The organism is Allobosea sp. RCC_152_1, assembly GCF_041360765.1.
GTDB lineage: Bacteria > Pseudomonadota > Alphaproteobacteria > Rhizobiales > Beijerinckiaceae > Allobosea > Allobosea spartocytisi.
This window is the reverse complement of record NZ_JBFUPU010000001.1, coordinates 481164-503582: the sequence shown is the minus strand read 5'-3', so window position 1 is coordinate 503582 and position 22419 is coordinate 481164. Positions and strand designations below refer to the sequence as shown.

The following is a 22419-nucleotide window of genomic DNA, read 5'->3' as shown; positions in this document are numbered from 1 at the left end:
CGACGCCTGCTTGCCTCCCTCTTGGTCACGACATGGATAAGAAACCGGCTTGACTGTTTGTAACTTGTTGCCCAGCTTCGCGGCCTTAGAGATGGATCAGGGGTACTGTCAGTGGTGAAGGCGATCGGGCGGCGCGACGGCGGCCGGCACTGCGGAACCGCCCGATGACGGGGAGCGGCTCGCTGAAATGGGGCCGCTATGCGCTCAACGGCGCGGCCGCGCTCGCGCTCGGCTTCATCCTGCTGCCGCTGATCTTCGTCACCTGGCTCGCCTTCTTCAGGCAGGAGATCCCCTCCTTTCCGCCGGAGGGCTATTCGCTGCAGTGGTTCACGGCAGCGGCGAACAACAAACCCTTCATCGACGGCTTCATCCTCAGCCTCCAGGTCGCGGTCGCTTCGACGCTGATCGGGCTCGCGCTCGGCGTGCCGGCGAGCCTCGCCCTCGTTCGCCATCGCATTCCGTTCGGGCCGGGCGTCTCGACCTTGTTGCTGCTGCCGCTGGTGATGCCGGGCATCGTGCTGGGCACCGCGACCTATGTCTTCCAGATCGAGGTCGAGATCGCGACTGAGATTCCGGTCATGGGCTCGCTCGGCGGCCTGATCGCGGCGCATACGCTCGTCGTCGTCCCCTGGGTGGTCCGGCTGGTGACGGCGAGCCTCGCAGGCTTCGATCGCTCGATCGAGGAGGCGGCGCAGAATCTGGGCGCGGGACCGTTCACGACCTTCTGGCGCGTGACGCTGCCGAGCATCCGGCCAGGCCTCGTCGCCGCCGCGCTGTTCGGCTTCGTCACCTCCTTCGGCAACCTCGAGATGAGCCTGTTCCTGGTCGGGCCGGGCCGCACGACGCTGCCGATCGCGATCCTGCAATATCTCGAATGGAAGATCGATCCGACCGTGGCGGCCGCCTCGCTGATCCAGATCGTCCTGATCGGCACGGCGATGCTCGTGACCGACCGCTATGTCAAACTGAGCCGGGTGGTGTGAACGGATGGCAGATCTTCTGTAATGGCACGCCTCTCGATCTCGCATCTCAAGAAGCGCTATGGCGAGCTGACGGTCGTCGACAATGTCGACATCGCGGTCGCCGACGGCGAATTCCTCGTCCTGCTCGGACCGTCCGGCTGCGGCAAGACCACGACCTTGCGCATGGTCGCGGGCTTCATCCCGCCGAGCGCCGGGCAGATCACCATCGGCGAGCGCGACGTCACGAATCTTCCGCCCTGGAAGCGGCATTGCGGCCTCGTCTTCCAGAGCTACGCGCTCTTTCCGCATATGAGCGTGGCGCAGAACGTCGCCTTCGGGCTGGAGATGCACAAGGTACCGGCTGCCGAACGCGGCCCGCGCGTCGCGGAGGCGTTGCGGCTGGTTCAGCTCGGCGGCTTCGACGAGCGCTATCCGCGCCAGCTGTCCGGCGGCCAGCAGCAGCGCGTGGCGCTGGCGCGCGCGCTCGCCATGGAGCCGCAGGTGCTGCTGCTCGACGAGCCGCTCTCCAATCTCGATGCGAAGCTGCGGCTGGAAGTGCGCGTCGAGATCCGCGAATTGCAGCGCAAGCTCGGCCTCACCACGATCATGGTGACGCATGACCAGGAGGAGGCGCTGACCATGGCCGATCGCCTCGTGGTGATGGACCGCGGCAAAGTCCGCCAGATCGGCACGCAGCGCGAGCTCTACGAGAAGCCGGCCGACCGCTTCGTCGCAGGCTTCATCGGCCGCAGCGCCTTTCTCGACGGCGAGGTGACGGCGCCTGGCCGCTTCCGCACGGCAGGCGGGCGCGAGATCGCCTGCGCCGCCGCGGGGGCAAGCGGCCCGGCCACGCTGGCGCTGCGGCCCGAGCGCATTGCGATCGGCAGCGGGGCGGACGGGTTGCCCAACCGCTTCGCGACGCAGATCGTGCATGCCTCCTATCTCGGCGCGCAGCTCGACGTGCAGGTCGCGCTCGACGGGCAGGAGCGCATGCTGCTGCAGATTCCGAACCGACCGGGCCTGTCCGAGCCGCGACCGGGCGACACGATCACGATAGGCTGGGCCGAAGATGCCGGGCTCGTTTATCCGCGCGAGGCATGAGCTTCGTTCGGGGTTCAAAAAGAAGGGGATAGGACCATGACCGCATTCGACAGGCGCGAACTTCTGAAGGGCGCGGGCGTTGTCGCGCTCGCCGCCGCGGCCGGCACGCCCGCTCTGGCGCAATCGGGCGGACGCGTCGTCGTCGGCACCTGGGGCGGCGACTATGCCCGGCTGCTGACCAAGAACATCGAGGACCCGATCCTCAAGGCCAAGGGCATCGAGGTGATCCAGGACCAGGCCGGCGACGCGCCGCGCCGGGCCAAGATGGTCGCGGAGAAGCGCCTGCCGCGCGGCACGGTCGACATCCAGGGCTTCTCGGCCGCGAACATGTTCGAGATGAGCGAGGCCGGGGTCACCGAGGCACTCGACTATTCCAAGCTGCCGAACGCGAAGAACCTGCTGCCCTCGATGAAATATCCCTACGGCATCGGGCAGATCTATTCCGGCAACGTCGTCATCTACAATCCCAAGCTGATTTCTCCGGCCCCGACCGGCTTCAAGGACTGGCTCGACCCGAAATGGGGTTCGAAGATCGGCTTCATCGACATCCAGTACCAGTCGATCTTCATCGCGGCCTCGCTGGCCGCGACCGGCGGCAAGGATATGAACGACCTCGACAAGGCCAAGGAGGTCCTGATGGCCGTGAAGAAGGCCGGCGGGCGCGTCTATCCGACCAACGAGGCCTTCGCCCAGGCGATGAAGAACGAGGAGGTCGGCATCAGCGCGATCTGGAAGGCGCGCGTGGTGCAGTGGCAGAATGCCGGCATCCCCTGCGAGGCGGTTTCGCCGGTCGAGGGTATCCCGATCTATGTCTCCGGCTTCGTCATCGCCAAGAACGCGCCGAACAAGGAGAACGCCTACGCTTATATGGATGCCATGCTCGCCAAGCCGCCGCAGGAGGCCTTTGCCGTCGACATGGGCTATAACGGCACGGTCTCCGGGCTTGCCGTCGATCCGGCCCTGCAGAAGCGCATCGGCTTTACGCCCGAGGAGGAGAAGCGCCTGCGGGACCTCGACTACGCCTTCCTCGCCAAGAACGATTCCGCGATGAAGGAGTGGTGGGACAAGGTCTTCAAGGCCTGACATGGCTTGTCCGCTCGATCATTGCGGCCGCCTGACTCGGGGGCGAAGCCGATGACTTCCGCCCCCGAAGCCGTCGCCGGCGCCCGCAAGAACCTCGCAGGCCTGCTCGTCCTGCCGGCGACGCTTTTCGTGGCCGTCGCGCTGATCGGCCCGCTCACGATCCTGTTCCGCTATTCGCTCAACAAATTCGTGCCCGGCCAGTTCATGGTCGATGCGCTGGTGATCGAGAACTACGTCAAGTTCTTCACCGACGCCTATTACCTCAACGTGCTGGCCCGCACCGTGCGCGTCGCGGTGATCTGCACGCTCGCCTGCCTGGTGATGGGATTTCCGCTGGCCTATGTGCTGGCCCGCACCCAGAGCCGTTTCAAGAACCTGATGGTCATCGCGGTGGTGCTGCCGCTTTTCGTCGGCAATGCGGTGCGCGCCGCCGGCTGGATGACCGCTTTCGGCAGCCGCGGCGCGCTCAACGCCTCGCTGATGGGAATGGGCCTGATCGACCAGCCGCTCGAGATCATGTTCACCGAGACGGCGGTGCTGATCGGCATCGTGGCGGTCAACCTGCCCTTCATGGTGCTGTCGCTGCAGAGCGTGATCGAGGGCATTCCGCGCAATGTCGAGGAAGCGGCGTTCAGCCTCGGCGCAGGCCCCGGCGCGATGTTTCGCCGGGTGCTCTGGCCCCTGGCGTTGCCGGGCGTGCTGGCCGGCACGATCCTGACCTTCATCCTGGCGATGAATGCCTATGCCACGCCAGTTCTGCTCGGCGGCCCGAAATTCCAGATGATGGGCCCGCTGGTCTACGGGCAGTTTGCTCAGCAGAACAATTGGCCGTTCGGCGGCGCGATCTCCTTCATCCTGATGACGGCGACGATCCTGTTGACCGCGCTGGCGCACCTGATCGTCCAGGGGCGTTATCGCGCGAACCGACCCGCGGAATGAGCCTCCATCCCTGCCGCTATGCAGGATTCGCCACCGGCAAGAAGGCCCCCGCTCTCCGAGATGGCAACGACAGCGGGGCAAGCCATTGCGCCGAATGAGCCGGAGCGGTCGCGGCTCAACCGGCAGGCGCAGCAAGCCAGATCCGCACCGGCCTCCGGTCCGGATCCGAATTCCGGTCGAATCCGGAGGGATAAGCGCCCTGCCCTGCTATCGCGGCGGACGTGCTTCGGCCTTGCGCAGAACCGCTCGATCAGATGGCTCTCTCGGGAGAGCATCCTCCTGAAGCAGGGCTTCCAGCTTCGATTCCTCTCGGGCGGGATCGGGCGAGCCCCTGGCTTTCAGCCATTCGGCAAAGAGCCATTATTTGTAATAATTATAAACTAGACGATAATAATTGACAGTTTTGGCGCATGAGAATCTAACGCCGGCCTCACCTCTTGATCTGCATCGGCAGGAGAAGGCCGCATGACGTCATACTCGTTTCTTGCTCTTCGGGTCGGCGTGCTCGCCATCTCGCTCGCCGCGGCGGCCACGGTGCGCGCCGAGGACGGCATCACGGTCTACAACGCGCAGCATGCCAGCCTGACCCAGGCCTGGGCCGACGACTTCACCAAGGAGACCGGCATCAAGGTGACGATCCGCAAGGGGTCGGACACCGAGCTCGCCAACCAGATCGTCCAGGAAGGCGCGTCTTCCCCGGCCGACGTCTTCGTCACCGAGAATTCTCCGGCCATGGTGCTGGTCGAGAAGGCCGGGCTGTTCGAGACCCTGCCCAAGGACATTCTCGATCAGGTTCCGGCCCAGTTCCGTCCCGCGAGCGGGCGCTGGATGGGTGTCGCAGCGCGCAGCACCGTCTTCGCCTATGACAAGCGCAAGCTGAAGGAGGCCGATCTTCCGAAGTCGATGCTGGACCTCGCCGACCCCAAGTGGAAGGGGCGCTGGGCCGCCTCGCCGTCGGGCGCCGACTTCCAGGCGATCGTCGGCGCGCTCCTCGTCCTCAAGGGGGAGAAGGTCACGGCCGACTGGCTCAAGGCGATGAAGGATAACTCCAGCGCCTATCGCGGCAACAGCGTCGCCATGAAGGCGGTCAATGCCGGCGAGGTCGAAGGCGCAGTGATCTATCACTACTACTACTTCGGAGACCAGGCGAAGACGGCCGAGAACAGCAACAACGTCGCGCTGCACTATTTCCGCGGGCAGGATCCCGGCGCCTTCCTGAGCACCTCGGGCGCAGGCGTGCTCGAATCCAGCAAGCACAAGAAGGAGGCGGAAACCTTCGTGAAGTGGATGAGCGGCAAGCATGGCCAGGCCGTCCTGCGCGAGGGCGACTCGTTCGAATACGCCATCGGCAACGGTGAGGCTTCCAACCCGAAGCTGGAGCCGATCGCCAAGCTCGACGCACCGAAGGTCGAGCCCTCGCAACTCGACAGCAAGAAGGTCACCGAGCTGATGACCGCCGCCGGCCTGCTCTGACCCGGTTGCGTCGGCTCATGGCGCGTGCGAGAGGCCCCGCACGCGCATTTTGCCCATGACCGTTTCACTTTCCATCGCGATGCCGGCCCTGCCGGATTTGCCGCTCAGGCGGCAACGCAATCTCGCGAGCCGGGCCATGCTCCTGCTCGCCGGGGGCGTCTCCCTCTGCGCCCTGCTGCCGCTGGGATTCATCGCCTGGATCGCGATCGAGACGGGTTGGCAGACCGCGTTCTCGCTGATCTGGCGGCCGCGCGTCGGCGAATTGCTCGTCAACACGCTGCTGCTCGAATTGTGCACGCTGCCGCCTGCGATCCTGCTGGCGGTCGCGCTGGCCTGGCTGACCGAGCGCAGCGACATGCCCGGCGCGAAATTCCTCTCCTGGCTTGCGGTCGCGCCGCTCGCCGTGCCCGCTTTCGTCCAGTCCTATGCCTGGGTCAGCCTCCTGCCGCGCTTCCACGGGCTGCCGGCCGCGGTGCTGGTTTCGGTCCTCGCCTATCTGCCTTTCCTCTATCTGCCCGTCGCCGCGCAGATCCGCCGGCTCGACCCCGAGCTCGAGCATGTCGCCGCTTCGCTCGGGCAGACGCCTCCGCGCGTGTTCCTGCGGGTGGTCCTGCCGCAGCTGCGGCTTGCGATCTGCGGCGGCAGCCTGCTGGTCGGGCTGCACCTGCTCGCCGAATACGGCCTCTACGCGATGATCCGCTTCGACACCTTCACCACCGCGATCATCGATCAGTTCCAGTCGAGCTATAACGGCCCGGCGGCGAACATGCTCGCCGGTGTGCTGGTGCTGAGCTGCTTCGGGCTCATCGCACTCGAATGGCTGCTGCGGGGCAGCGCACGCTATGCCCGGCTCGGCTCGGGCGCGCCCCGCCCTGCCCCGCGCCAGCGCCTGGGAAACTGGCGGCTGCCGGCGCTTGCACTGCCGTTCGCCTTCGCAGTTCTCAGCCTCGGCGTACCCGCGCTGACGCTCACGCATTGGCTCCTGGCCTCGGGAGACGATGTCTGGCGGCAGGGTGCGCTGGCCGCGTCCCTGGCGGAAACGCTGGGCTATGCGGCTGCCGGCGCCCTGGCCACTGCGGCGGTAGCGTTGCCGATGGCCTGGCTGTCGGTGCGCGCGCCCGGCCGGGCAACCCGTTTCCTGGAAAGCTGCCACAGCTATCTCGGCGCGCTCCCGGGCGTCGTGATCGCGCTCGCTCTCGTCACCGTGACGGTGCGCGTCGCCTTGCCGCTCTACCAGACGGTGGCAACCGTGGTCTTCGCCTATGTGCTGATGTTTCTGCCGCGCGCGCTCGTCGGGCTGCGGGCCGGCATCGCGCAGGTCCCGGTCGAGCTGGAACGTGCCGCGGCGGCGCTCGGCCGCAGCCCGGCCCGTGCGCTTCTTGCCGTCACGCTGCCGCTCGCGGCGCCCGGCGTCGCCGCCGCGATGGCGCTTGTCGCGATGGGCGTGGCGACAGAGCTGACCGCGACATTGCTGCTCGCCCCCAACGGCACGCGGACGCTGGCCACCGAGTTCTGGGCGCTCACCAGCGAACTCGACTATGCGAAGGCCGCGCCCTATGCCGTGCTGATGATCCTTCTCTCCTTGCCGATGACCGCGCTGCTGCACGCTCAGGCCCGCAGATCCCTCGGCTCATGACTCAGCTCGTCATCTCGGACGTCGCGAAGCGCTATGGCGCGACAGCGGCGCTGGATCGCGTATCCCTTGCCGTGGAGGCGGGCAGCCGCGTTGCCATCGTCGGGCCGTCCGGCTCGGGCAAGACGACGCTGCTGCGCGTCATCGCCGGCTTCGAGGCTCCCGACTCGGGAACGGTGACGCTCGACGGGCAGGTGTTGGCCGACGGGTTGGCGATCGCCCCCGCGCATCGACGCCGGATCGGCTATGTCGCCCAGGACGGGGCGCTGTTCCCGCATCTCGATGTCGCCGGCAATCTCGGTTTCGGCATCCCGCGAAACGAGCCGGACCGCGCTGCCCGCCTGCGCGAGCTGATGGAACTCGTCGAGCTCGATGCCGCGATGCTGACCCGCAGGCCGCACGAGCTCTCCGGAGGGCAGCAGCAGCGCGTCGCGCTGGCCCGCGCGCTCGCCCGCAAGCCGGCCCTGATGCTGCTCGACGAGCCGTTCTCGGCGCTCGATACCGGGCTGCGCGAGAGTGTCCGGCAAGCTGTCGCGCGCGTGCTGGCCAAGGCCGGCATCACCACCATTCTGGTCACCCACGACCAGGGCGAGGCGCTGTCCTTCGCCGATCAACTCGCGGTGATGCGGGAGGGGCGACTGGTGCAAACGGGCCGGCCAGCCGAGCTTTACTGGCGCCCTGCCGATGTCGAAACGGCTCTGTTCCTTGGCAATGCCGCCCTGTTCAAGGCCGACATCGCGGAGGGGATCGTCTCCTGCGGGCTGGGCGAGTTCGAAGCCGAAACCGGCCGCCGCCGCGGACATGGAACCATCATGCTCAGGCCGGAGCAGTTCCAACTGTCATCGGTGGGGCCTGGCCTGGAGGCGATCGTCGAGGACGTCGCCTTCCGGGGCGGGCAATATGCGGTGACGCTGCGGACAAAGCATGATGGCGCCGAAGCACGCTTCACGGCCCATGTTTCGAGCACCGAGCAGCCACAGCTCGGCAGCACCGTCTTCGTATCGGTCAAAGGCGGCCCGTTCCTGCTGCCCGACATCGTCGCGTGAAGGTGAGCGTCCGGACAGGAAGCAAACGGCGACGGCAAGCGCCGGGCACTGTCCGCCATTCGCTGCTCCGGAAAATCTGCTAGGGCCGCCCCGCCGGACAGAGCATTTCGGCCAAATCGGCCAGGAGGTCGTCGGGATGCTCCAGCCCGACCGAGAGCCGCACCAAACCGGGAGGACAATCGGACTGCTCCCCTTCGGTGCTGCGCCTGTGTTCGATCAGGCTCTCGGGCGATCCAAGCGAGGTCGAGCGGCGGAAGATCCGCGCCCGGGCACAGAGATCGATGGCCTCTGCCGCGTCGCCGAGTTCGAAGGAGAGCATGCCGCCGAAGCCGTCCCGGAATTGTCGGCAGGCCAGTTCGTGCTGCGGATGCTGCGGCAACCCCGGATAATGCACCTTGCCGACGCGCGGATGCTGGGCAAGCCAGCCGGCGAGCGTCTGCGCGGTCGCCGACACGCGCTCCATCCTCAGCGCCAGGGAGCGCATGCCTCGCAGCAGGAGCCAGGCCTCGAAGGGCGGCAGGATGCTGCCATGCATCTCGCGCGCGGTCAGCATCTCCCGCCACCACGCATCTTCTTCCGCCGCAACGAGCACGCCGGCGACCACATCGCCATGGCCGTTGAGATATTTCGTCGCCGAGTGCAGCACGAGGTCGGCACCCAGCGTCAGCGGCCGGCAATGGACCGGCGTGGCCGCCGTCGCATCGACCAGCAGACGCGCACCGTGCCGATGAGCGAGCGCCGCCAAGGCGGCGAGATCCGGCACGCGCCAGAGCGGGTTGCTCGGGCATTCGGCCCAAACGAGTCGCGTGGCCGCGACACCCATGCTGCGGGCGACGCCCTCCAGATCGCATAGATCGACCCGCACCATGTCCAGGCCGAAGCGTTCGGCGAAGGCCCAGATCATCCGTCCGAACTCGTAGTAGAGGCCTGTGTCGACCAGCACCCGGTCGCCGGGCTGCAAGCTCGCCAGCACGGCCTGCGCCACAGCCGCTCCGGCGCCGAAGGCCGCCGCCGCCGCACCCTTCTCCAGCTGGCACAGAATGCTCTCGACGAGCGCGGCGCCGCTGTTGCCCGAGCGGGCGTAACCCGCCGCGATCGCGCTGCCCGGCCGGGCATGGGTCACGCCCGGATGGATCGACGGCACCAGCCCGCCAGTTGAGGGATCGGTGACATGATCGAGCTGGGCCAGGATGGTCGCGGCGTGCATGAGAACAACATTCTGAAGCGGGCCCGCATTTTAGTAAGCTATTGTCGATTGTCGATCCTCGGTCCGATTGCGAGGGCTAAGGATCTGTGCGAGGTTCCGGCGCCGCTTATCGTCCGTCAGAGCTTCTTATGTCTCCCGACCGCCCGAACGACCCCACTCTCGACATCGAGCGCCATGTCGCGGCGATCGAACCGCAATTGATCGCCATCCGCCGCGACATCCATGCCCATCCGGAAATCGGGTTCGAGACCGTCAGGACCGCGGAAATCGTCGCGCAGGAGCTGGAGCGGATCGGGCTCTCGCCGCGGCGCGGCGTCGGGCGCACCGGCGTCGTGGCCGAGATCGCAGGCGGCGCTCCGGGCCCCTGCCTGCTGATCCGCGCCGACATGGATGCGCTGCCGATGGAGGAGCTGACGGGGCTGCCCTTCGCCAGCACCATCCCCGGGACGATGCATGCCTGCGGCCATGACATTCACACCGCCACGCTGCTCGGTGTCGGCTCTGTCCTGCAGGCCATGGCGCCCAAGCTGCGCGGCAGCGTCAGGCTGGTGTTCCAGCCGGCCGAGGAAACAGTGGAGAGCGGCGCCGCCGCGATGGTCGCGGACGGCGCTGCCGATGGTGCCGCCATCGCGCTGGCCTTCCACAACCGGCCCGAGATGGCGGTGGGGCGCTTCGGCTATGTCCGGGGGGCCTCCACGGCATCGAGCGACGAATTCGACGTGATCGTGCGTGGAAAATCGGGCCATGCGGCGCGCCCGCATTCCGCGCTCGATCCGATCGTCGCCGCTTCCGCGATGATCATGCAGCTGCAGACGGCGATTTCGCGCGTCATGGACCCGTCGCGATCTGCGGTGCTCACCGTCGGCCACATCCAGGGCGGCTCGACGCACAACATCATCCCCGACAGCTGTCTGTTCCAGGGCACGGTCCGCTGCCGCTCGCCCGAGAGCCGCGACACGATGGAAGCCAGCTTCCGGCGGATCTGCGACGGCGTCGCCGCGGCGATGGGCGTCACCTGCGAGATCAACTACAAGCGCGGGGCGCCCGCCCTGATCAACGATGACGGCGTCGTCGATGCGGTGATCCGGTCGGTGTCCGAGCAATTCGGCGCCGACAAGGTCGAGCAGCTCGAAGGGCGCTTCGGCGCCGAGGATTTCTCCTATTTCTCGGAGCGCATTCCGTCCTGCCAATTGCTGGTCGGCTCGTCGCAGCCCGGCCGCGACGACCGGGTCCACAATTCTGACTACCAGCCGGACGAGCGCAGCATCGGCCTGGGCGTCGCCGCGCTCGCCCGCACCGCTCTCGACATCCTGTCCTGATCCCGCCCGCATTCGCTACGGCACCGGAGATTCGCCATGACGATCACCCGCTCTGACTTCCTGAAGCTCGGCCTCGGCGCCGCAGCCGGCCTCGCTCTGGGCGCAGCGCCCCGTTCCGCCACGGCCAAGGAATGGAAGCTCATCCGCGTCGCCACCGAAGGCGCGTTTCCTCCCTACAACATGCACGCTCCCGACGGCCGCCTGATCGGCTTCGAGCCCGACCTCCTGCAGGAGCTGTCGACCCGCATGGGCGTCAAGTGCGAGATGATCGCGCAGGCCTGGGACGGCATGATCGCCGGGCTCACCGACGGCAAATACGACGCCATCATGGACGCCGTTTCGATCACGCCGAAGCGCGAGGAGGTCATCGCCTTCTCCCGCCCCTACGCCTCGGCCGGCTCGGGCTTCGCGATCATGAAGGAGGGCAGCATCAAGTCGCTGCCCGGAACGGGCGCGCCACGTGTCCCCTTCACGGATGAGGCCGCCGCCAAGACGGCGATCGACGAACTGGCGAAAGCGCTGACCGGCAAGACCGTCGCGGTACAGGTCGCCACGATCCAGAACGACGTCCTCAACCGCTATTTCAAGGACGTGGTGACCGTCCGCACCTATCCGTCCGGGCCGGATACCTTCCTGGACCTGAAGAGCGGCCGCGTCGATGCGGTGATGGCCTCCCAGATCAACATCCAGGCGAGCGCGAAGAAGTCGAATGGCGAGATGATCCAGTCCGGCTATCTTTTCACGGGCGGCCTTCTGGGCGTCGGATCCGCGGTCGGCCTGCGCAAGGGCGATCCGGAGCTGAAGGAGATGTTCGACAAGGCGCTGAAGTCGACCATCGACGACGGCACGCTCAAGAAGCTGGCGCTGAAGTGGTTCGAGATGGACATCACGCCCGCGAGCTGACGCGGGCGAGCCGAACGGGATGGACGACAGCCTGACATTGCTGGGCTTCGGCCCGGAGGGCTGGGGGCACGCGCTGCTGAACGGCGGGCTGATGACGCTCGCCGTATCGGCCTGCGCCTTCGCGCTCGGGCTCGGCCTGGGCACGCTCTGCGCCTGGGCGCGGATCGCCGGCTCCGCGCCGATCCGGCGCCTCGCGCAGGGCTATGGCGTGGTGATGCGCGGCATTCCCGACCTGCTCGTCATCTACCTGTTCTATTTCGGCGGCCGGCAGATCGCCTCGGTGGTCGCCAAGCAATTCGGGCATGTCGGCCCCGTCGAGATCAGCGGCTTCGCGGCGGGCTGCCTGGCGATCGGCCTGCTCTCCGGCGCCACGCAGGCGGAAGTCCTGCGCGGCGCCTTCCATGCCATCGCGCCCGGAACGCTCGAGGCGGCGCGCGTCACCGGCATGGGCCGCTGGACGATGTTCCGGCGCATCATCGCGCCGCTGGCCCTGCGTACCGCGCTGCCCGGCCTCGGCAACCAATGGCAGTCGGTCATCAAGGAATCCGCGCTGGTCTCGGTCACCGGGCTGGTCGAGACGTTGCGCGCCGTCACGGTGGCGGCGAACTCGACCGAATTGCCCTTCCTGTTCTTCCTCGCCGGCGGTGCGATCTATCTCGCCATCACGACGATCTCCGGGTTCCTCTTCCGCATCGCCGAATGGCGCTCCATGCGGGGGCAGGCCGCGGCGAGAACCGGGAGCTAGCGATGGATCTCGCCTTCATCGCCCAGATCTTTCCCAAGCTGCTCGCCGGCCTGCCGCTGACATTGCTGCTGGCGGTCCTGTCGTTGCTCGGCGGCGGCCTGATCGCGCTCGGGCTGTCGGGCCTGCGCGCCACCTCCTGGCTCGGGGCGCGGGTCGCCGATTTCTACGTCTACATCTTCCGCGGCACGCCGCTGCTGATCCAGATCTTCCTGATCTATTACGGGCTCGCCCAGTTCTCGGCGGTGCGCCACTCGCTGCTCTGGCCGCTGCTGCGCGAGCCTTATGTCTGCGCCGTCCTCGCCCTGATGCTGAACGATGCGGCCTACACTTCGGAAATCCTGCGCGGCGGTCTTCGCGCGGTGCCTTCCGGGGCGATCGAGGCGGCTCGCGTTTCCGGCATGACGCGGCTGACCATGCTGCGCCGGATCGTGCTGCCCCTCGCCTTCCGGCAGGCGCTGCCCGCCTATGGCGCGGAGATCACGAGCATGGTCAAGGCGACCTCGCTCGCCAGCGTCGTGACGCTGATGGAGATCACCGGCATCGCGCGTGCGGAGGTCTCCGAAACCTACCGCGCCATCGAGATCTTCCTGTGCGCGGCAGCGATCTATCTCGTCCTGGTGACGGTGATCGCGCGGGCGGTGGATCTGCTCGAGCAGCATCTCTCCCCCTATCGCCGACCGACCGACGCACGGAGCGTGGCATGACGCCGATCACGGTCAAGCTGACCGACATCCGAAAGAGCTTTGGCGGCCAGGAGGTGCTGCGCGGGATCGATCTCGCCGCCCGGGACGGCGACGTGATCGCCATCATCGGTGCCAGCGGCTCGGGCAAGAGCACGCTGCTGCGCTGCATCCCCCTGCTGGAGATCCCGGACCAGGGCGAGGTCAGCGTCGGCGATGCGCAGATCCGCATCAGGGATGCGGGGCATCGCTTCTCCCGTGCGGAGCGGCAGACCGTCCGCAGGCTGCGCGGCCAGCTCGGCTTCGTCTTCCAGAGCTTCAATCTCTGGCCCCATATGACGGCGCTGCAGAACGTCATGGAGGTGCCGCTCCACGTCCAGGGGCGGCTGCGCGCGGAATGCCGCGAGGAGGCTGAGGCGATGCTCGCCAAGGTCGGGCTCGCCGACAAGTTCGACGCCTGGCCCGCCCATCTCTCCGGCGGCCAGCAGCAGCGCGTCGCGATTGCGCGCGCGCTTGCGATGCGGCCGCGCGCGCTGCTCTTCGACGAGCCGACCTCGGCTCTCGACCCGGAACTGGTCGGCGAGGTGCTGCGCGTCATCCGCGCGCTGGCCGAGGAAGGCCGCACGATGCTGATCGTGACCCATGAGATGACCTTCGCGCGCGAGGTCTCGAACCACGCCATCTATCTCCAGGATGGTCGCGTCGAGGAACAGGGCCCACCCGAGCAGGTTTTTCTCGACCCGCAATCCGAGCGCTGCCGCCGCTTCGTCGGCATGCAACGCGGCGGACAATGAGGACCGCACCGTGCCCCTGACGGACGACCAGCAACCGATCGAACGGCTCAGCCTCGCCGACATGGCGATGCGGCGCCTGCGCGACGAGATCGTCCGCGGCCGCCTGGCCCCCGACGAGGTGCTGACGGAAATCGCGCTGGCAGGGCGGCTCGGCGTCGGGCGCGGGACGGTGCGCACCGCGCTGTTCGCTCTCGAGGCCGACGAGCTGGTGGTCCGGGCGCCCTATTCGAACTGGCGCGTCCCCAGCCTCAACGCCCAGGTGATCTGGGAGATCTATACCTTGCGCGAGGCGATGGAAGGTCTGGCGGCCCGCATTCTCGCCGAGCGCGGCGAGGCGCAGCCCAAAAGCCTGATTGCCGCCGCCTTCGCGCGGCTGGCGCCGGCGGAAACCGGGTCGGTCGATGATCGCGTCGCGGCCGATCTCGGCTTCCACAGGGCGATTGTCGATGCGACGGGCCATCGCCACCTGATCAAGCGCTACAACGCCCTGTCGACGAAGATGGAGTGGCTCTACCGCTGGTCCGAGACGCATTGGCCCGCGCGCTTTCCGCTGGAAGCCGATCATCGCGGGCTGTTCGAGGGCGTGATGCACGGTAGCCCGGATGAGGCCGAGCGTGCCGTGCGTGCGCATATCGCGCCCAGCCTCGCCGCCGATCTGGAGGGGCAGCATGCCCTGGTCGCGGCGAGCGGCGCAGGGGCCGAAGACGAATTCAAGAAGAGCGATCAGGCATGACGGACAAGGTGGTCGTCCTCGACGGCGGCATGGGGCGCGAGCTGAAGCGGATGGGTGCGCCCTTCCGGCAGCCGGAATGGTCGGCGCTGGCGCTGATGGAGGCGCCGGAGACCGTGCTGGCAGCGCACCGCGCCTTCATCGAGGCGGGTGCCGAAGTCATCACCACCAACAGCTATGCGGTGGTGCCGTTCCATATCGGCGAGGAGCGCTTCGCGCAGGACGGCGCGAGGCTTGCCGCCCTGTCGGGCGAATTGGCGCGCCGCGCCGCGGACGAGGAGGCGCAGCGCAGCGGCCGCAAGATCACCGTGGCAGGATCGCTACCGCCGCTGTTCGGCTCCTACCGCCCCGATCTGTTCGATCCCGCGCGGGCCCCGGCCATGCTGGCGGTGCTGGTGGATGCCCTGCTGCCATCCGTCGACCATTTCCTCGCCGAAACACAAAGCTGCATCGCCGAGGCGCTCGCGGCTTGCGCGGCCGTGCGCCCAACCGGCAAGCCGATCTGGGTTTCCTTCACACTGCAGGACGATGGCACTGCCGGAGAGGCCCCCGCCCTCCGTTCGGGCGAAGGCGTCGCCGAGGCCGTCGCGGCGGTCCGCGCTGCCGGCGCCGCCGCCGTGCTGTTCAATTGCAGCCAGCCGGAGGTGATGGGACCGGCCGTCGCGCTCGCACATGACGTTCTTGGAGAGGGTGGAATCCCGATCGGCGTCTACGCCAACGCCTTCCCCGAGAAGACCGGGGAAGCTGCAGCAAATGAGGGGCTGAGCGACCTGCGCGAGGATATCGTGCCGCTTCGCTATCGCGACTTCGGGCGGGACTGGCACCGCCGCGGCGCCCGGATCATCGGCGGGTGCTGCGGCATCGGACCGGATTCCATTTGCGAGCTCCACCGCGCGTTCCGCGCCGATTGAGCTTCCATGCGGTGAGCGGTGTTCCACAGCACGCGCGACGGGAGAAATTCCCCACTGCTGCGCGAATGATGGCTTTCCGACCGAATTCGCGGACAGGGGCTACGGGATCGGCTGCGTGGCGCCCGCGCCGAGCGAGCGCTGCATCATGACGCTGTCGGCCCAGCGACCATAGCGATAGGCGACGCCCGGCAACAGGCCGACCCGGGTGAAGCCGAAGCGCTCGTGCAATGCCAGCGACGTGCTGTTCTCCGCGTCGATATAGCCGATCATCTGGCGGAAGCCGGCGGCGGCGCAGGCGTCGATCAGCGCCTGCATCAGCAGCCGCCCGATGCCGTGCCCGAGATGCTCGTGGTGGACGTAGATCGAGTGCTTCACCGTGAAGCGGTAGGCCGGCCGCTTGCGGAACAGCACGACATAGGCATAGCCCACGACCTCGCCGCCGCGGGTCGCCACCAGATGCGGCAGCTTGCGGTTGCGCAGGTTCTTGCGCCGGTCGCGCAGATCGTCCGGCTGCGGCGTGCCGGTATCCTCGACGCCGGCCTCGATGCCGTGGCGGATATGCCGGCGATAAATCGCCAGCATGGGCTCGACATCGTCGTCGCGCGAGGGGCGGATGATGACGGGGCGGTCGGTTTCCATGCGTCGTCGCGATCCTCAGCCCTGCGCCTGCTCGCTGACGACATAGGTATGGAGCCGCACCTGCCCGGCGGCATCGACCTCGCGGTAGATGCCCTGGATCTCGACCTCGAAGCCGGGGAAGGCATTGAAGCAGGCTTCGAACATCTTGAGATAATCGATCATCGGCTTGGCCCGCTCGGTCAGCCGCTCGCCCGGCACGATGGTAGCGATGCCGGGCGGGTAGACGACGAAGGGCGTCGTCGCGATCCGCCCGGCGATGGCGTCGATGGGGAGATAGTCGACATCGTTGCGCGTCAGGCAGCGCGCCGCGTCATGCGGTGACATCGCCATCTCCGGCAGGTGCTCGGGCGAGAACTGTCGGCTCTGCAGCCCGCTGACGTCATGGTCGCGGAAGAAGCGATGCATATCGCCGCAGAGATCGCGCAGCCGCACGTTGCCATAGCGGCCGGGCCGGCGCCGGTAGAATTCCGGAATCGCGTCTTCCAGCAGGGCGTTGTCGTCATGCAGCTTCTTGAAGGCGACGAGCCCGCTGATCAGCGTGCCGGCCTTGCTGGCCTCGACGCCGGGCGTGAGTAAGAAAAGCAGCGAGTTCAGATCGTTCTTCTCGGCGACGATCCGATTCTCGCGCAGGAACTGCGCGACGATCGGCGCGGGGATGCCATGCTCGGCATAGGCGCCGGTCTCGCGGTCGAAGCCGGGGGTCAGCAAGGTCAGCTTGTTGGGGTCCGTCATGGCGAAGCCCGGCTCCATCCGCGTGAAGCCGTGCCAGCTCGCATCCGCCGCGAGCTGCCAATAGGCAGGATTGCTGGCGAGCTGGTCGGTAGAGACCATCTCCCAGGCGACGTCGTGGACAGCACCCTCGCGCGCAGCATCGGCGATGCTGACCCGATCCGGCACGAAGGGCTCGAAGAACCAGCGCCGCTCGGGCCGGACCTCTTTCTCCTCGAATTCGCGTCGCACGGCCCGGATCTTCTTGCGCAGCTCGATGCCGAGCCGGATCGTATCGTCCCAAAGCACCTCGCCGGAGCGGCCCTTCATCATCTGCGCACCGACATCGAGCGAGGCGAACAGTGGATAGAAGGGCGAGGTCGAGGCGTATTGCATGAAGCTCTCATTGAAGCGTCGATGCTCGACCCGACGCTTCTGGCCCTTGATGTGCCTGTCCTTGATATGGATCTGCGAGGCCTGGCTGAAGCTCGCGAGCTGCTTGTGGGTCGATTGCGTCGCGATGATGCCGGGCGACTCCGGCCCCAGCCCCGTCAGCCCCATGGCGAAGCGACCGGCATAGAGCGGGTGGAACTTCATGAAGCCGGCCCAGGCCTCGTCGAAGAGGATGTACTCGCAGAGATGCCCGATCTTATCGAGGATCATCTGCGCGCTGTGGATCGTGCCGTCATAGGTGCATTGCTCGACCACGGCGACGCGGAACGGGCGCGGCTTCTTCCAGGCATCCGGATCCTTGACCAGCGGATTGGTGCGGATGCGCTCGCGCAGCGCCTCCTCGTCGAAGCTCTCCCAGCGCATCGGGCCGATCAGCCCCCAGGCATTGCGCACTGTGGGGATGTAGACCGGAATGCCGCCGGCGATCAGCAGCGCGCCGTGATGGGCGGCCTTGTGGTTGTTGCGGTCGAACAGGACGAGGTCGCCATCGGTGACCAGCGCGGCGAGCGCGACCTTGTTCGAGGTCGAGGTACCGTTGAGGACAAAATAGGTCTTCTCCGCCCCGAAGATCTGGGCCGCTTCCTTCTGCGCCTTGAGCGCCGGGCCTTCATGGGTCAGGAGGTCGCCGAGATCGAGCACGGAATTGTCGAGATCGTCGCGGAAGACCGCCTCGCCGAGATGCTCCATGAACACCCGGCCGATCGGGCTGCGGCTGTAGAACACGCCGCCATTATGGCCCGGGCAGGTCCAGAGATGGTTCCCCTCCTCGGCATAATCGACGAGAGCGCCGAAAAACGGCGTCTTCAGCGTGTCGGCATATTGCTTCAGCCGGCTGATCAGGCTCTTGGCGATGAAGGGCGGGGTTTCCTCCGAAAGAAAGATATAGCCGTCGATGAAGTCGAGCACCTCGACCGGCACGTCCTCGAAGCGCTTGCGGCGGATCAGCAGGATGATGGGGAAGTCGAGGCCGCGCCGGCGCATCAGGTTGATCAGCGCGGCCGTCTTGCCCTCCAGCCCCTTCTTGCCCCAGTCGACCACCATGCAGCCGATGGCGGCATCGGTCTGGACCGCGATCTCGGCATCTTCGAGCTTTCGCGCCTTGACGACCTCGAAGCCCGATCGCTCGATCTCCTCGACGATCTGATGGAAGCGGATCCCTTCGAGATCCTCGGCATCGAAGTTCGGCGTTGCGAACAGGAAGGTGAAGCGCCTGAAATAGTCCATACCGGCTCCGCTGAGCATGAACCCGCAGCATTGGGTGAGTTTTACGACAATTCGGCGACTGCCGCTCCGGCCAAAGCCGCAGCGGGCGGGCGCCCCGCGGGCCGGAGAACGAGTTTCCAGGATGGGCGTCTCGATGCCGCCAGAACAGTTTGCCGCGGGACCGATCCGGACGACTAGAACCGCTTGGTCGAGAGCACGTCGAAGGTCTTGCCGATCGTCGCGACGGCCTTGTCATAATCGGCCAGCGACAGGCAGGCGATCAGGGCGTCGATGATGGCGAGCTGGGCGATGCGGCTCGTCATCGCCTCGGTGCGGAACTGGGTCTCGCGCGCCATGGTGTTGAGGACGATGTCGGCATAGGCGAGCAGCGGCGACTTGCCGAAATTGGTGATGCAGATCGTCATCGCCCCGGCTTCTCGCGCGAGCCTGGTCGCGGTGACGGTCTCGTGCGTCGAGCCCGAATGCGAGATCGTGATCGTCGCGACATCGGGGCCGGTCAGCGAGGCACTGATCGCCTGCACATGCGAATCGACCACGACCTTGGATTCGACGCCGACGCGCAGGAGCCGGTAATTGGCGTCCTCCGCGATCGGGCGGCGCTGCCGATGCCGTAGAGCTCGACGCGGCGCGCCTTGCGGATCGCCGCGACCGCGCGCTCCATCGCCCCCTGTCGAGCACCTTCATGGTGTCGTGCAGCGCCTGCAGATCGCTGCGGAAGACCTTCTCGATCACCGTCCCGGTGTCGTCGGTGCGGGCGAGATCCTCGTGGATGAACTGCACCGGCTGCACCAGGTCGCGCGCCAATGCGATCTTAACCTGCTGGAAGCCGCGCGCGCCGAGCTGGCGGCAGAGCGAGATCACGCTGCCCTCGCTCGCCTCCGCCCGTTCGGCCACTTCCGTGACTGACATGGCGGTCAGGTCATTGCCGCAAGGCCCATTCATAGGGCGAACCCATGCGATGGGCCGCGCGCATCATGGTGGCGTCCGCCCGCAGGCCCAGCATCAGGCTGAACGAGGCATTCCTTCCTGGAAGGCATCACGGCGTTGGAAGGTTCTTCGTCTTTGCGTTGTATCTTAAAAAGAACATTCGTTTGACTTAACAAACGATCCTTTTGCAAGATTTGGGGAGTCCGGCGCTGGTCGCCGACGACCGTGAATTTGCAGAAGGTGACGACCATGGCCGGCACGACGGGGCACTCCAAGCACTTCGAAGCGAGCCGCCGCGCGCTGCTGAAGCTGTCGCTGCTGCTGCCGTTCATTCCCTCTGCCGCTCGCGACGCAGCGGCTCAGGGGGCGCTTCCCCAGCAGATCCCCGCCGGGACGAAGCTGGTGGCGGCCGATCAGAACGAGGCGCTGCAGACGCTGATCCGCGCCTCGGGCGTGCAGGCGAAGCTCTCGAGCAACGTAACCTATGCCAATTTCCTCGGCGGTCCGGCGATCCTCGAAGCCTTCCGGGCCGGCGCGCTCGACCTCGCCACCGTCGGCAACACGCCGCCGATCCAGGCGCATGCCGCCGGCGAGAAGATCCCGATCATCGCCGCGCGCGTCTCCTCCGAGACCGATTACTTCCTCGCCGTCCGTCCCGGCCTGAAGATCGACAGCCTGGAAGAGCTGAAGGGCAAGAGCATCGCCTATGGCGAGGGCACCGGACGCCAGCCCTTCGTGCTGAATGCGCTCAAGCTCGCCGGGCTGACACGCAAGGACGTCAAGCTCGTGCCGCTTCGGGCCGCCGACTTCCCCGATGCGATCAGGACTGGCCAGGTCGACGTCGCGGCGCTCAACGAGCCGCATTTCTCGCGCTATCTCGCCGACTTCGCCGATCGCGGCGCAAGCGCGCTGCCGAAGGCTCAGAACGACCGGCTGCCCAAGAGCCTGACCTATCTCTACGCCAGCCAGAAGGCCCTCGACGACCCGGCGAAGGCGGCGGCGATCCGTGAATTCGTGGCGGGCTGGATCGATGCCAGCCGCTGGTCGCACCAGAACGTCGATGCCTGGGTCGAGGCCTACTACGTCAAGCGCCAGAACCTGAAACCGGCCGATGCCCGCAAGATCGTCGAGTCCGAAGGCGAGTTCCAGTTTCCGCTGCTGGCCAGCCTGATCGCGAAACAGCAATCGTTGATCGACGTGATCCACGAGGCCGGCGACCTGCCGAAGCGACTCGATGCGCGCGAGGAATTCGATCTGCGCTTCGACGAGATCATCGCCGCCAAGACCAACTGACACCCTGGCCGAGACGGATGGACGCCATGAGTCTCATCACCTATGCCACCGGCTTCCAGCCCAGCGCGGAAACCGAAAGGCATCCTGTCGGAACGCAAGCAGCGCGGCCGCCGCAACTGGCGCCGTCGCGCCTGCCGCGGGGCGGCATCCTGTTCGGGCCGGTCGCATTGGTCGCGATCTGGGAACTCGCCTCGAGGATCGGCTGGCTCTCGCCAAAATTCCTGGCGGCGCCGTCGACGGCCGTCCTGACCGGCATCGAGCTCCTGAGCAACGGCACGCTGGCCGACCATTTCCTCGCCTCGGCCCAGCGGGCCTATCTCGGCCTCGGCATCGGCGTCGCGCTCGGCCTTGGGATGGCGCTCGCCGCCGGTCTCAGCCGCATCGGCGAAGCCTCGCTCGACGGGCTCGTCCAGATCAAGCGGGCCGTGCCGACGCTGGCGCTGATCCCGCTCGCCATTCTCTGGCTCGGCATCGGCGAGGCGATGAAGGTCGCGCTGATCGCCTCCAGCGTGCTCGTCCCGATCTACATCAACACCCATGCTGCGCTCACGGGCATCGATATCCGCCATGTCGAGCTTGCCCGCAGCGTCGGGTTGTCCCGCGGCGCCTTCCTGCGCGAGGTCGCGCTGCCCGGCGCCCTGCCCGGCTTCTTCACCGGCCTGAGGCTCGCCGTCACCACCTGCTGGACGGCGCTCGTCGTGCTCGAGCAGATCAACACCACCGAGGGCATCGGCTATCTGATGAACCGCGCCCGCGACTATGGCCAGACCGATGTCATCGTCGTCGGCCTTGCGATCTATGCCATCCTCGGCCTCGGCTCGGATTTCGCGGTCAGGTTCTGGGAGCGCAAGGCGCTGTCCTATCGCAAGGCGCTGGCATCATGAACGCCTCGGCCCATCCGCTCCACCTGCCGCGAGGCCATGCGCCTGCCGCCGTCAGCCTGCGCGGCGTCACGCGCCGCTTTTCAAGCCGAACCGTGCTGAGCGAGGTTTCGCTCGACTTCGCGCCGGGTGAGTTCGTCGCGCTGATCGGCAAGAGTGGCTCGGGCAAGAGCACATTGCTGCGCGCCCTGGCGGGCCTCGACGATGGCGTCGACGGCGAAGGCCGGATCAGCGTGCCGGAAGATCGCTCGGTCCTGTTTCAGGACTCCCGGCTGCTGCCCTGGAAGAACGCGCTGCAGAACGTCGTCTTCGGCCTGCGCGGGGCTGACGCGGATGAGCGCGGCCGCGCCGCGCTTGCCGATGTCGGACTCGGCGGGCGCGAGGACGCCTGGCCGAATGCGCTCTCCGGCGGCGAACAGCAGCGGGTGGCGCTGGCGCGCTCGCTGGTGCGCCAGCCGCGCCTGCTGCTGGCCGACGAGCCCTTCGGCGCACTCGACGCCCTGACGCGGATCAGGATGCATGAATTGCTCTTCCGCCTGATCCGCCAGCACCGGCCGACGGTCCTGCTGGTCACGCATGACGTCGACGAGGCGATCAAGCTCGCCGACCGCGTCCTGGTCATGGAGGCCGGCCGCATCGTCGTCGACCGCCCGGTCGCCCTGGCGCATCCGCGCCTCAAGGACCCTCATTTCGAAGCCTTGCGCGGCGATCTGCTCGCGGCGCTCGGCGTCTCCGATGCCGTCTAGTGACCCATATCCGACAGGATCG

Annotated in this window: 21 protein-coding genes and 1 pseudogene; 17 read left to right on the top strand and 5 right to left on the bottom strand. The window is 67.1% G+C overall.

The genetic code is table 11. From position 1 onward, the window contains the following. Window positions 1-164 precede the first annotated feature (164 nt). The 7 genes from AB6806_RS02385 (at window position 165) to AB6806_RS02355 (ending at window position 8237) form a co-directional block, all read left to right on the top strand. Complete coding sequence (locus AB6806_RS02385; protein ID WP_142020466.1) at window positions 165-983, top strand: ABC transporter permease; 819 nt, start codon at window positions 165-167, stop codon at window positions 981-983. A gap of 21 nt (window positions 984-1004) precedes the next feature. After that, entirely contained in the window at window positions 1005-2063 is a 1059-nt protein-coding gene (locus AB6806_RS02380; protein ID WP_142020465.1) for an ABC transporter ATP-binding protein, read from the top strand. Between the two features lie 36 nt (window positions 2064-2099). Continuing rightward, window positions 2100-3146 (top strand): ABC transporter substrate-binding protein, encoded by a 1047-nt coding sequence (locus AB6806_RS02375; protein WP_142020464.1) that lies wholly within the window; start codon window positions 2100-2102, stop codon window positions 3144-3146. 51 nt (window positions 3147-3197) lie between these two features. Next, window positions 3198-4085, top strand: coding sequence for an ABC transporter permease (locus AB6806_RS02370; protein WP_038361970.1), 888 nt, complete (start codon window positions 3198-3200; stop codon window positions 4083-4085). A gap of 465 nt (window positions 4086-4550) precedes the next feature. Beyond that, window positions 4551-5558, top strand: coding sequence for an iron ABC transporter substrate-binding protein (locus AB6806_RS02365; protein ID WP_112764129.1), 1008 nt, complete (start codon window positions 4551-4553; stop codon window positions 5556-5558). Between the two features lie 55 nt (window positions 5559-5613). Next, window positions 5614-7194 carry an ABC transporter permease gene (locus AB6806_RS02360; RefSeq protein WP_370954036.1) on the top strand — a complete coding sequence of 527 codons (1581 nt, stop codon included), beginning with the start codon at window positions 5614-5616 and terminating at the stop codon, window positions 7192-7194. Next, entirely contained in the window at window positions 7191-8237 is a 1047-nt protein-coding gene (locus AB6806_RS02355) for an ABC transporter ATP-binding protein (RefSeq protein ID WP_370954035.1), read from the top strand. The genes AB6806_RS02360 and AB6806_RS02355 overlap by 4 nt, the downstream gene beginning before the upstream one ends. A 79-nt stretch (window positions 8238-8316) precedes the next feature. On the opposite strand, the gene AB6806_RS02350 is transcribed toward AB6806_RS02355, so the two are convergent. After that, on the bottom strand, window positions 8317-9444 hold the full coding sequence (locus tag AB6806_RS02350) for a trans-sulfuration enzyme family protein (protein WP_370954034.1): 1128 nt from the start codon (window positions 9442-9444) through the stop codon (window positions 8317-8319). A gap of 128 nt (window positions 9445-9572) precedes the next feature. Between AB6806_RS02350 and AB6806_RS02345 the strand changes: the two genes are divergently transcribed. Genes AB6806_RS02345 through AB6806_RS02315 form a run of 7 tightly spaced genes read left to right on the top strand, consistent with a single transcriptional unit; the run spans window position 9573 to window position 15526 of the window. Beyond that, window positions 9573-10763, top strand: a complete 1191-nt coding sequence (locus AB6806_RS02345; protein WP_370954033.1) for a M20 metallopeptidase family protein — start codon at window positions 9573-9575, stop codon at window positions 10761-10763. 36 nt (window positions 10764-10799) lie between these two features. After that, window positions 10800-11666 (top strand): transporter substrate-binding domain-containing protein, encoded by an 867-nt coding sequence (locus tag AB6806_RS02340; RefSeq protein ID WP_038361954.1) that lies wholly within the window; start codon window positions 10800-10802, stop codon window positions 11664-11666. Between the two features lie 19 nt (window positions 11667-11685). After that, entirely contained in the window at window positions 11686-12411 is a 726-nt protein-coding gene (locus tag AB6806_RS02335; protein WP_142020459.1) for an ABC transporter permease, read from the top strand. Between the two features lie 2 nt (window positions 12412-12413). Beyond that, window positions 12414-13115: an ABC transporter permease gene (locus AB6806_RS02330; protein ID WP_142020458.1), complete on the top strand. Its 702-nt coding sequence runs from the start codon at window positions 12414-12416 to the stop codon at window positions 13113-13115. Continuing rightward, a complete protein-coding gene (locus AB6806_RS02325) occupies window positions 13112-13885 on the top strand; it encodes an ABC transporter ATP-binding protein (RefSeq protein WP_142020457.1) in 774 nt (257 codons plus the stop codon). Before AB6806_RS02330 ends, AB6806_RS02325 begins: the two co-directional genes overlap by 4 nt. A gap of 10 nt (window positions 13886-13895) precedes the next feature. Next, window positions 13896-14618 carry a GntR family transcriptional regulator gene (locus tag AB6806_RS02320; RefSeq protein WP_185747798.1) on the top strand — a complete coding sequence of 241 codons (723 nt, stop codon included), beginning with the start codon at window positions 13896-13898 and terminating at the stop codon, window positions 14616-14618. After that, window positions 14615-15526 carry a homocysteine S-methyltransferase family protein gene (locus tag AB6806_RS02315; protein WP_142020455.1) on the top strand — a complete coding sequence of 304 codons (912 nt, stop codon included), beginning with the start codon at window positions 14615-14617 and terminating at the stop codon, window positions 15524-15526. Before AB6806_RS02320 ends, AB6806_RS02315 begins: the two co-directional genes overlap by 4 nt. A gap of 99 nt (window positions 15527-15625) precedes the next feature. Here AB6806_RS02315 and AB6806_RS02310 read toward each other — a convergent pair whose 3' ends face one another. The 4 genes and pseudogenes from AB6806_RS02310 to AB6806_RS02295 form a co-directional block, all read right to left on the bottom strand. Next, the gene (locus AB6806_RS02310; RefSeq protein ID WP_142020454.1) at window positions 15626-16165 is read right to left on the bottom strand and encodes a GNAT family N-acetyltransferase; all 540 of its coding nucleotides are present in this window, start codon (window positions 16163-16165) and stop codon (window positions 15626-15628) included. 15 nt (window positions 16166-16180) lie between these two features. Continuing rightward, entirely contained in the window at window positions 16181-18550 is a 2370-nt protein-coding gene (locus AB6806_RS02305) for an Orn/Lys/Arg family decarboxylase (protein ID WP_370954032.1), read from the bottom strand. Window positions 18551-18723: 173 nt separating this feature from the next. Beyond that, a complete protein-coding gene (locus AB6806_RS02300) occupies window positions 18724-19086 on the bottom strand; it encodes a MurR/RpiR family transcriptional regulator (RefSeq protein ID WP_370954031.1) in 363 nt (120 codons plus the stop codon). 310 nt (window positions 19087-19396) lie between these two features. Further along, window positions 19397-19459: pseudogene (locus AB6806_RS02295) on the bottom strand (hypothetical protein); the annotation flags it as partial. A gap of 243 nt (window positions 19460-19702) precedes the next feature. Between AB6806_RS02295 and AB6806_RS02290 the strand changes: the two are divergent. From AB6806_RS02290 to AB6806_RS02280, 3 genes are read left to right on the top strand one after another with little or no spacing between them, the layout of a single operon-like run. Beyond that, window positions 19703-20770: an ABC transporter substrate-binding protein gene (locus AB6806_RS02290; protein WP_370954030.1), complete on the top strand. Its 1068-nt coding sequence runs from the start codon at window positions 19703-19705 to the stop codon at window positions 20768-20770. Window positions 20771-20796: 26 nt separating this feature from the next. Continuing rightward, window positions 20797-21654: an ABC transporter permease gene (locus AB6806_RS02285; RefSeq protein ID WP_370954029.1), complete on the top strand. Its 858-nt coding sequence runs from the start codon at window positions 20797-20799 to the stop codon at window positions 21652-21654. Continuing rightward, on the top strand, window positions 21651-22397 hold the full coding sequence (locus AB6806_RS02280) for an ABC transporter ATP-binding protein (protein WP_370954028.1): 747 nt from the start codon (window positions 21651-21653) through the stop codon (window positions 22395-22397). The genes AB6806_RS02285 and AB6806_RS02280 overlap by 4 nt, the downstream gene beginning before the upstream one ends. Window positions 22398-22419 lie beyond the last annotated feature (22 nt).

Coding starts and splice junctions, on each gene's coding strand:
- AB6806_RS02385 (WP_142020466.1), top strand. CDS start 165: ATGACGGGGAGCGGCTCGCTGAAATGGGGCCGCTATGCGCTCAACGGC.
- AB6806_RS02380 (WP_142020465.1), top strand. CDS start 1,005: ATGGCACGCCTCTCGATCTCGCATCTCAAGAAGCGCTATGGCGAGCTG.
- AB6806_RS02375 (WP_142020464.1), top strand. CDS start 2,100: ATGACCGCATTCGACAGGCGCGAACTTCTGAAGGGCGCGGGCGTTGTC.
- AB6806_RS02370 (WP_038361970.1), top strand. CDS start 3,198: ATGACTTCCGCCCCCGAAGCCGTCGCCGGCGCCCGCAAGAACCTCGCA.
- AB6806_RS02365 (WP_112764129.1), top strand. CDS start 4,551: ATGACGTCATACTCGTTTCTTGCTCTTCGGGTCGGCGTGCTCGCCATC.
- AB6806_RS02360 (WP_370954036.1), top strand. CDS start 5,614: ATGACCGTTTCACTTTCCATCGCGATGCCGGCCCTGCCGGATTTGCCG.
- AB6806_RS02355 (WP_370954035.1), top strand. CDS start 7,191: ATGACTCAGCTCGTCATCTCGGACGTCGCGAAGCGCTATGGCGCGACA.
- AB6806_RS02350 (WP_370954034.1), bottom strand. CDS start 9,444: ATGCACGCCGCGACCATCCTGGCCCAGCTCGATCATGTCACCGATCCC.
- AB6806_RS02345 (WP_370954033.1), top strand. CDS start 9,573: ATGTCTCCCGACCGCCCGAACGACCCCACTCTCGACATCGAGCGCCAT.
- AB6806_RS02340 (WP_038361954.1), top strand. CDS start 10,800: ATGACGATCACCCGCTCTGACTTCCTGAAGCTCGGCCTCGGCGCCGCA.
- AB6806_RS02335 (WP_142020459.1), top strand. CDS start 11,686: ATGGACGACAGCCTGACATTGCTGGGCTTCGGCCCGGAGGGCTGGGGG.
- AB6806_RS02330 (WP_142020458.1), top strand. CDS start 12,414: ATGGATCTCGCCTTCATCGCCCAGATCTTTCCCAAGCTGCTCGCCGGC.
- AB6806_RS02325 (WP_142020457.1), top strand. CDS start 13,112: ATGACGCCGATCACGGTCAAGCTGACCGACATCCGAAAGAGCTTTGGC.
- AB6806_RS02315 (WP_142020455.1), top strand. CDS start 14,615: ATGACGGACAAGGTGGTCGTCCTCGACGGCGGCATGGGGCGCGAGCTG.
- AB6806_RS02310 (WP_142020454.1), bottom strand. CDS start 16,165: ATGGAAACCGACCGCCCCGTCATCATCCGCCCCTCGCGCGACGACGAT.
- AB6806_RS02305 (WP_370954032.1), bottom strand. CDS start 18,550: ATGGACTATTTCAGGCGCTTCACCTTCCTGTTCGCAACGCCGAACTTC.
- AB6806_RS02285 (WP_370954029.1), top strand. CDS start 20,797: ATGAGTCTCATCACCTATGCCACCGGCTTCCAGCCCAGCGCGGAAACC.
- AB6806_RS02280 (WP_370954028.1), top strand. CDS start 21,651: ATGAACGCCTCGGCCCATCCGCTCCACCTGCCGCGAGGCCATGCGCCT.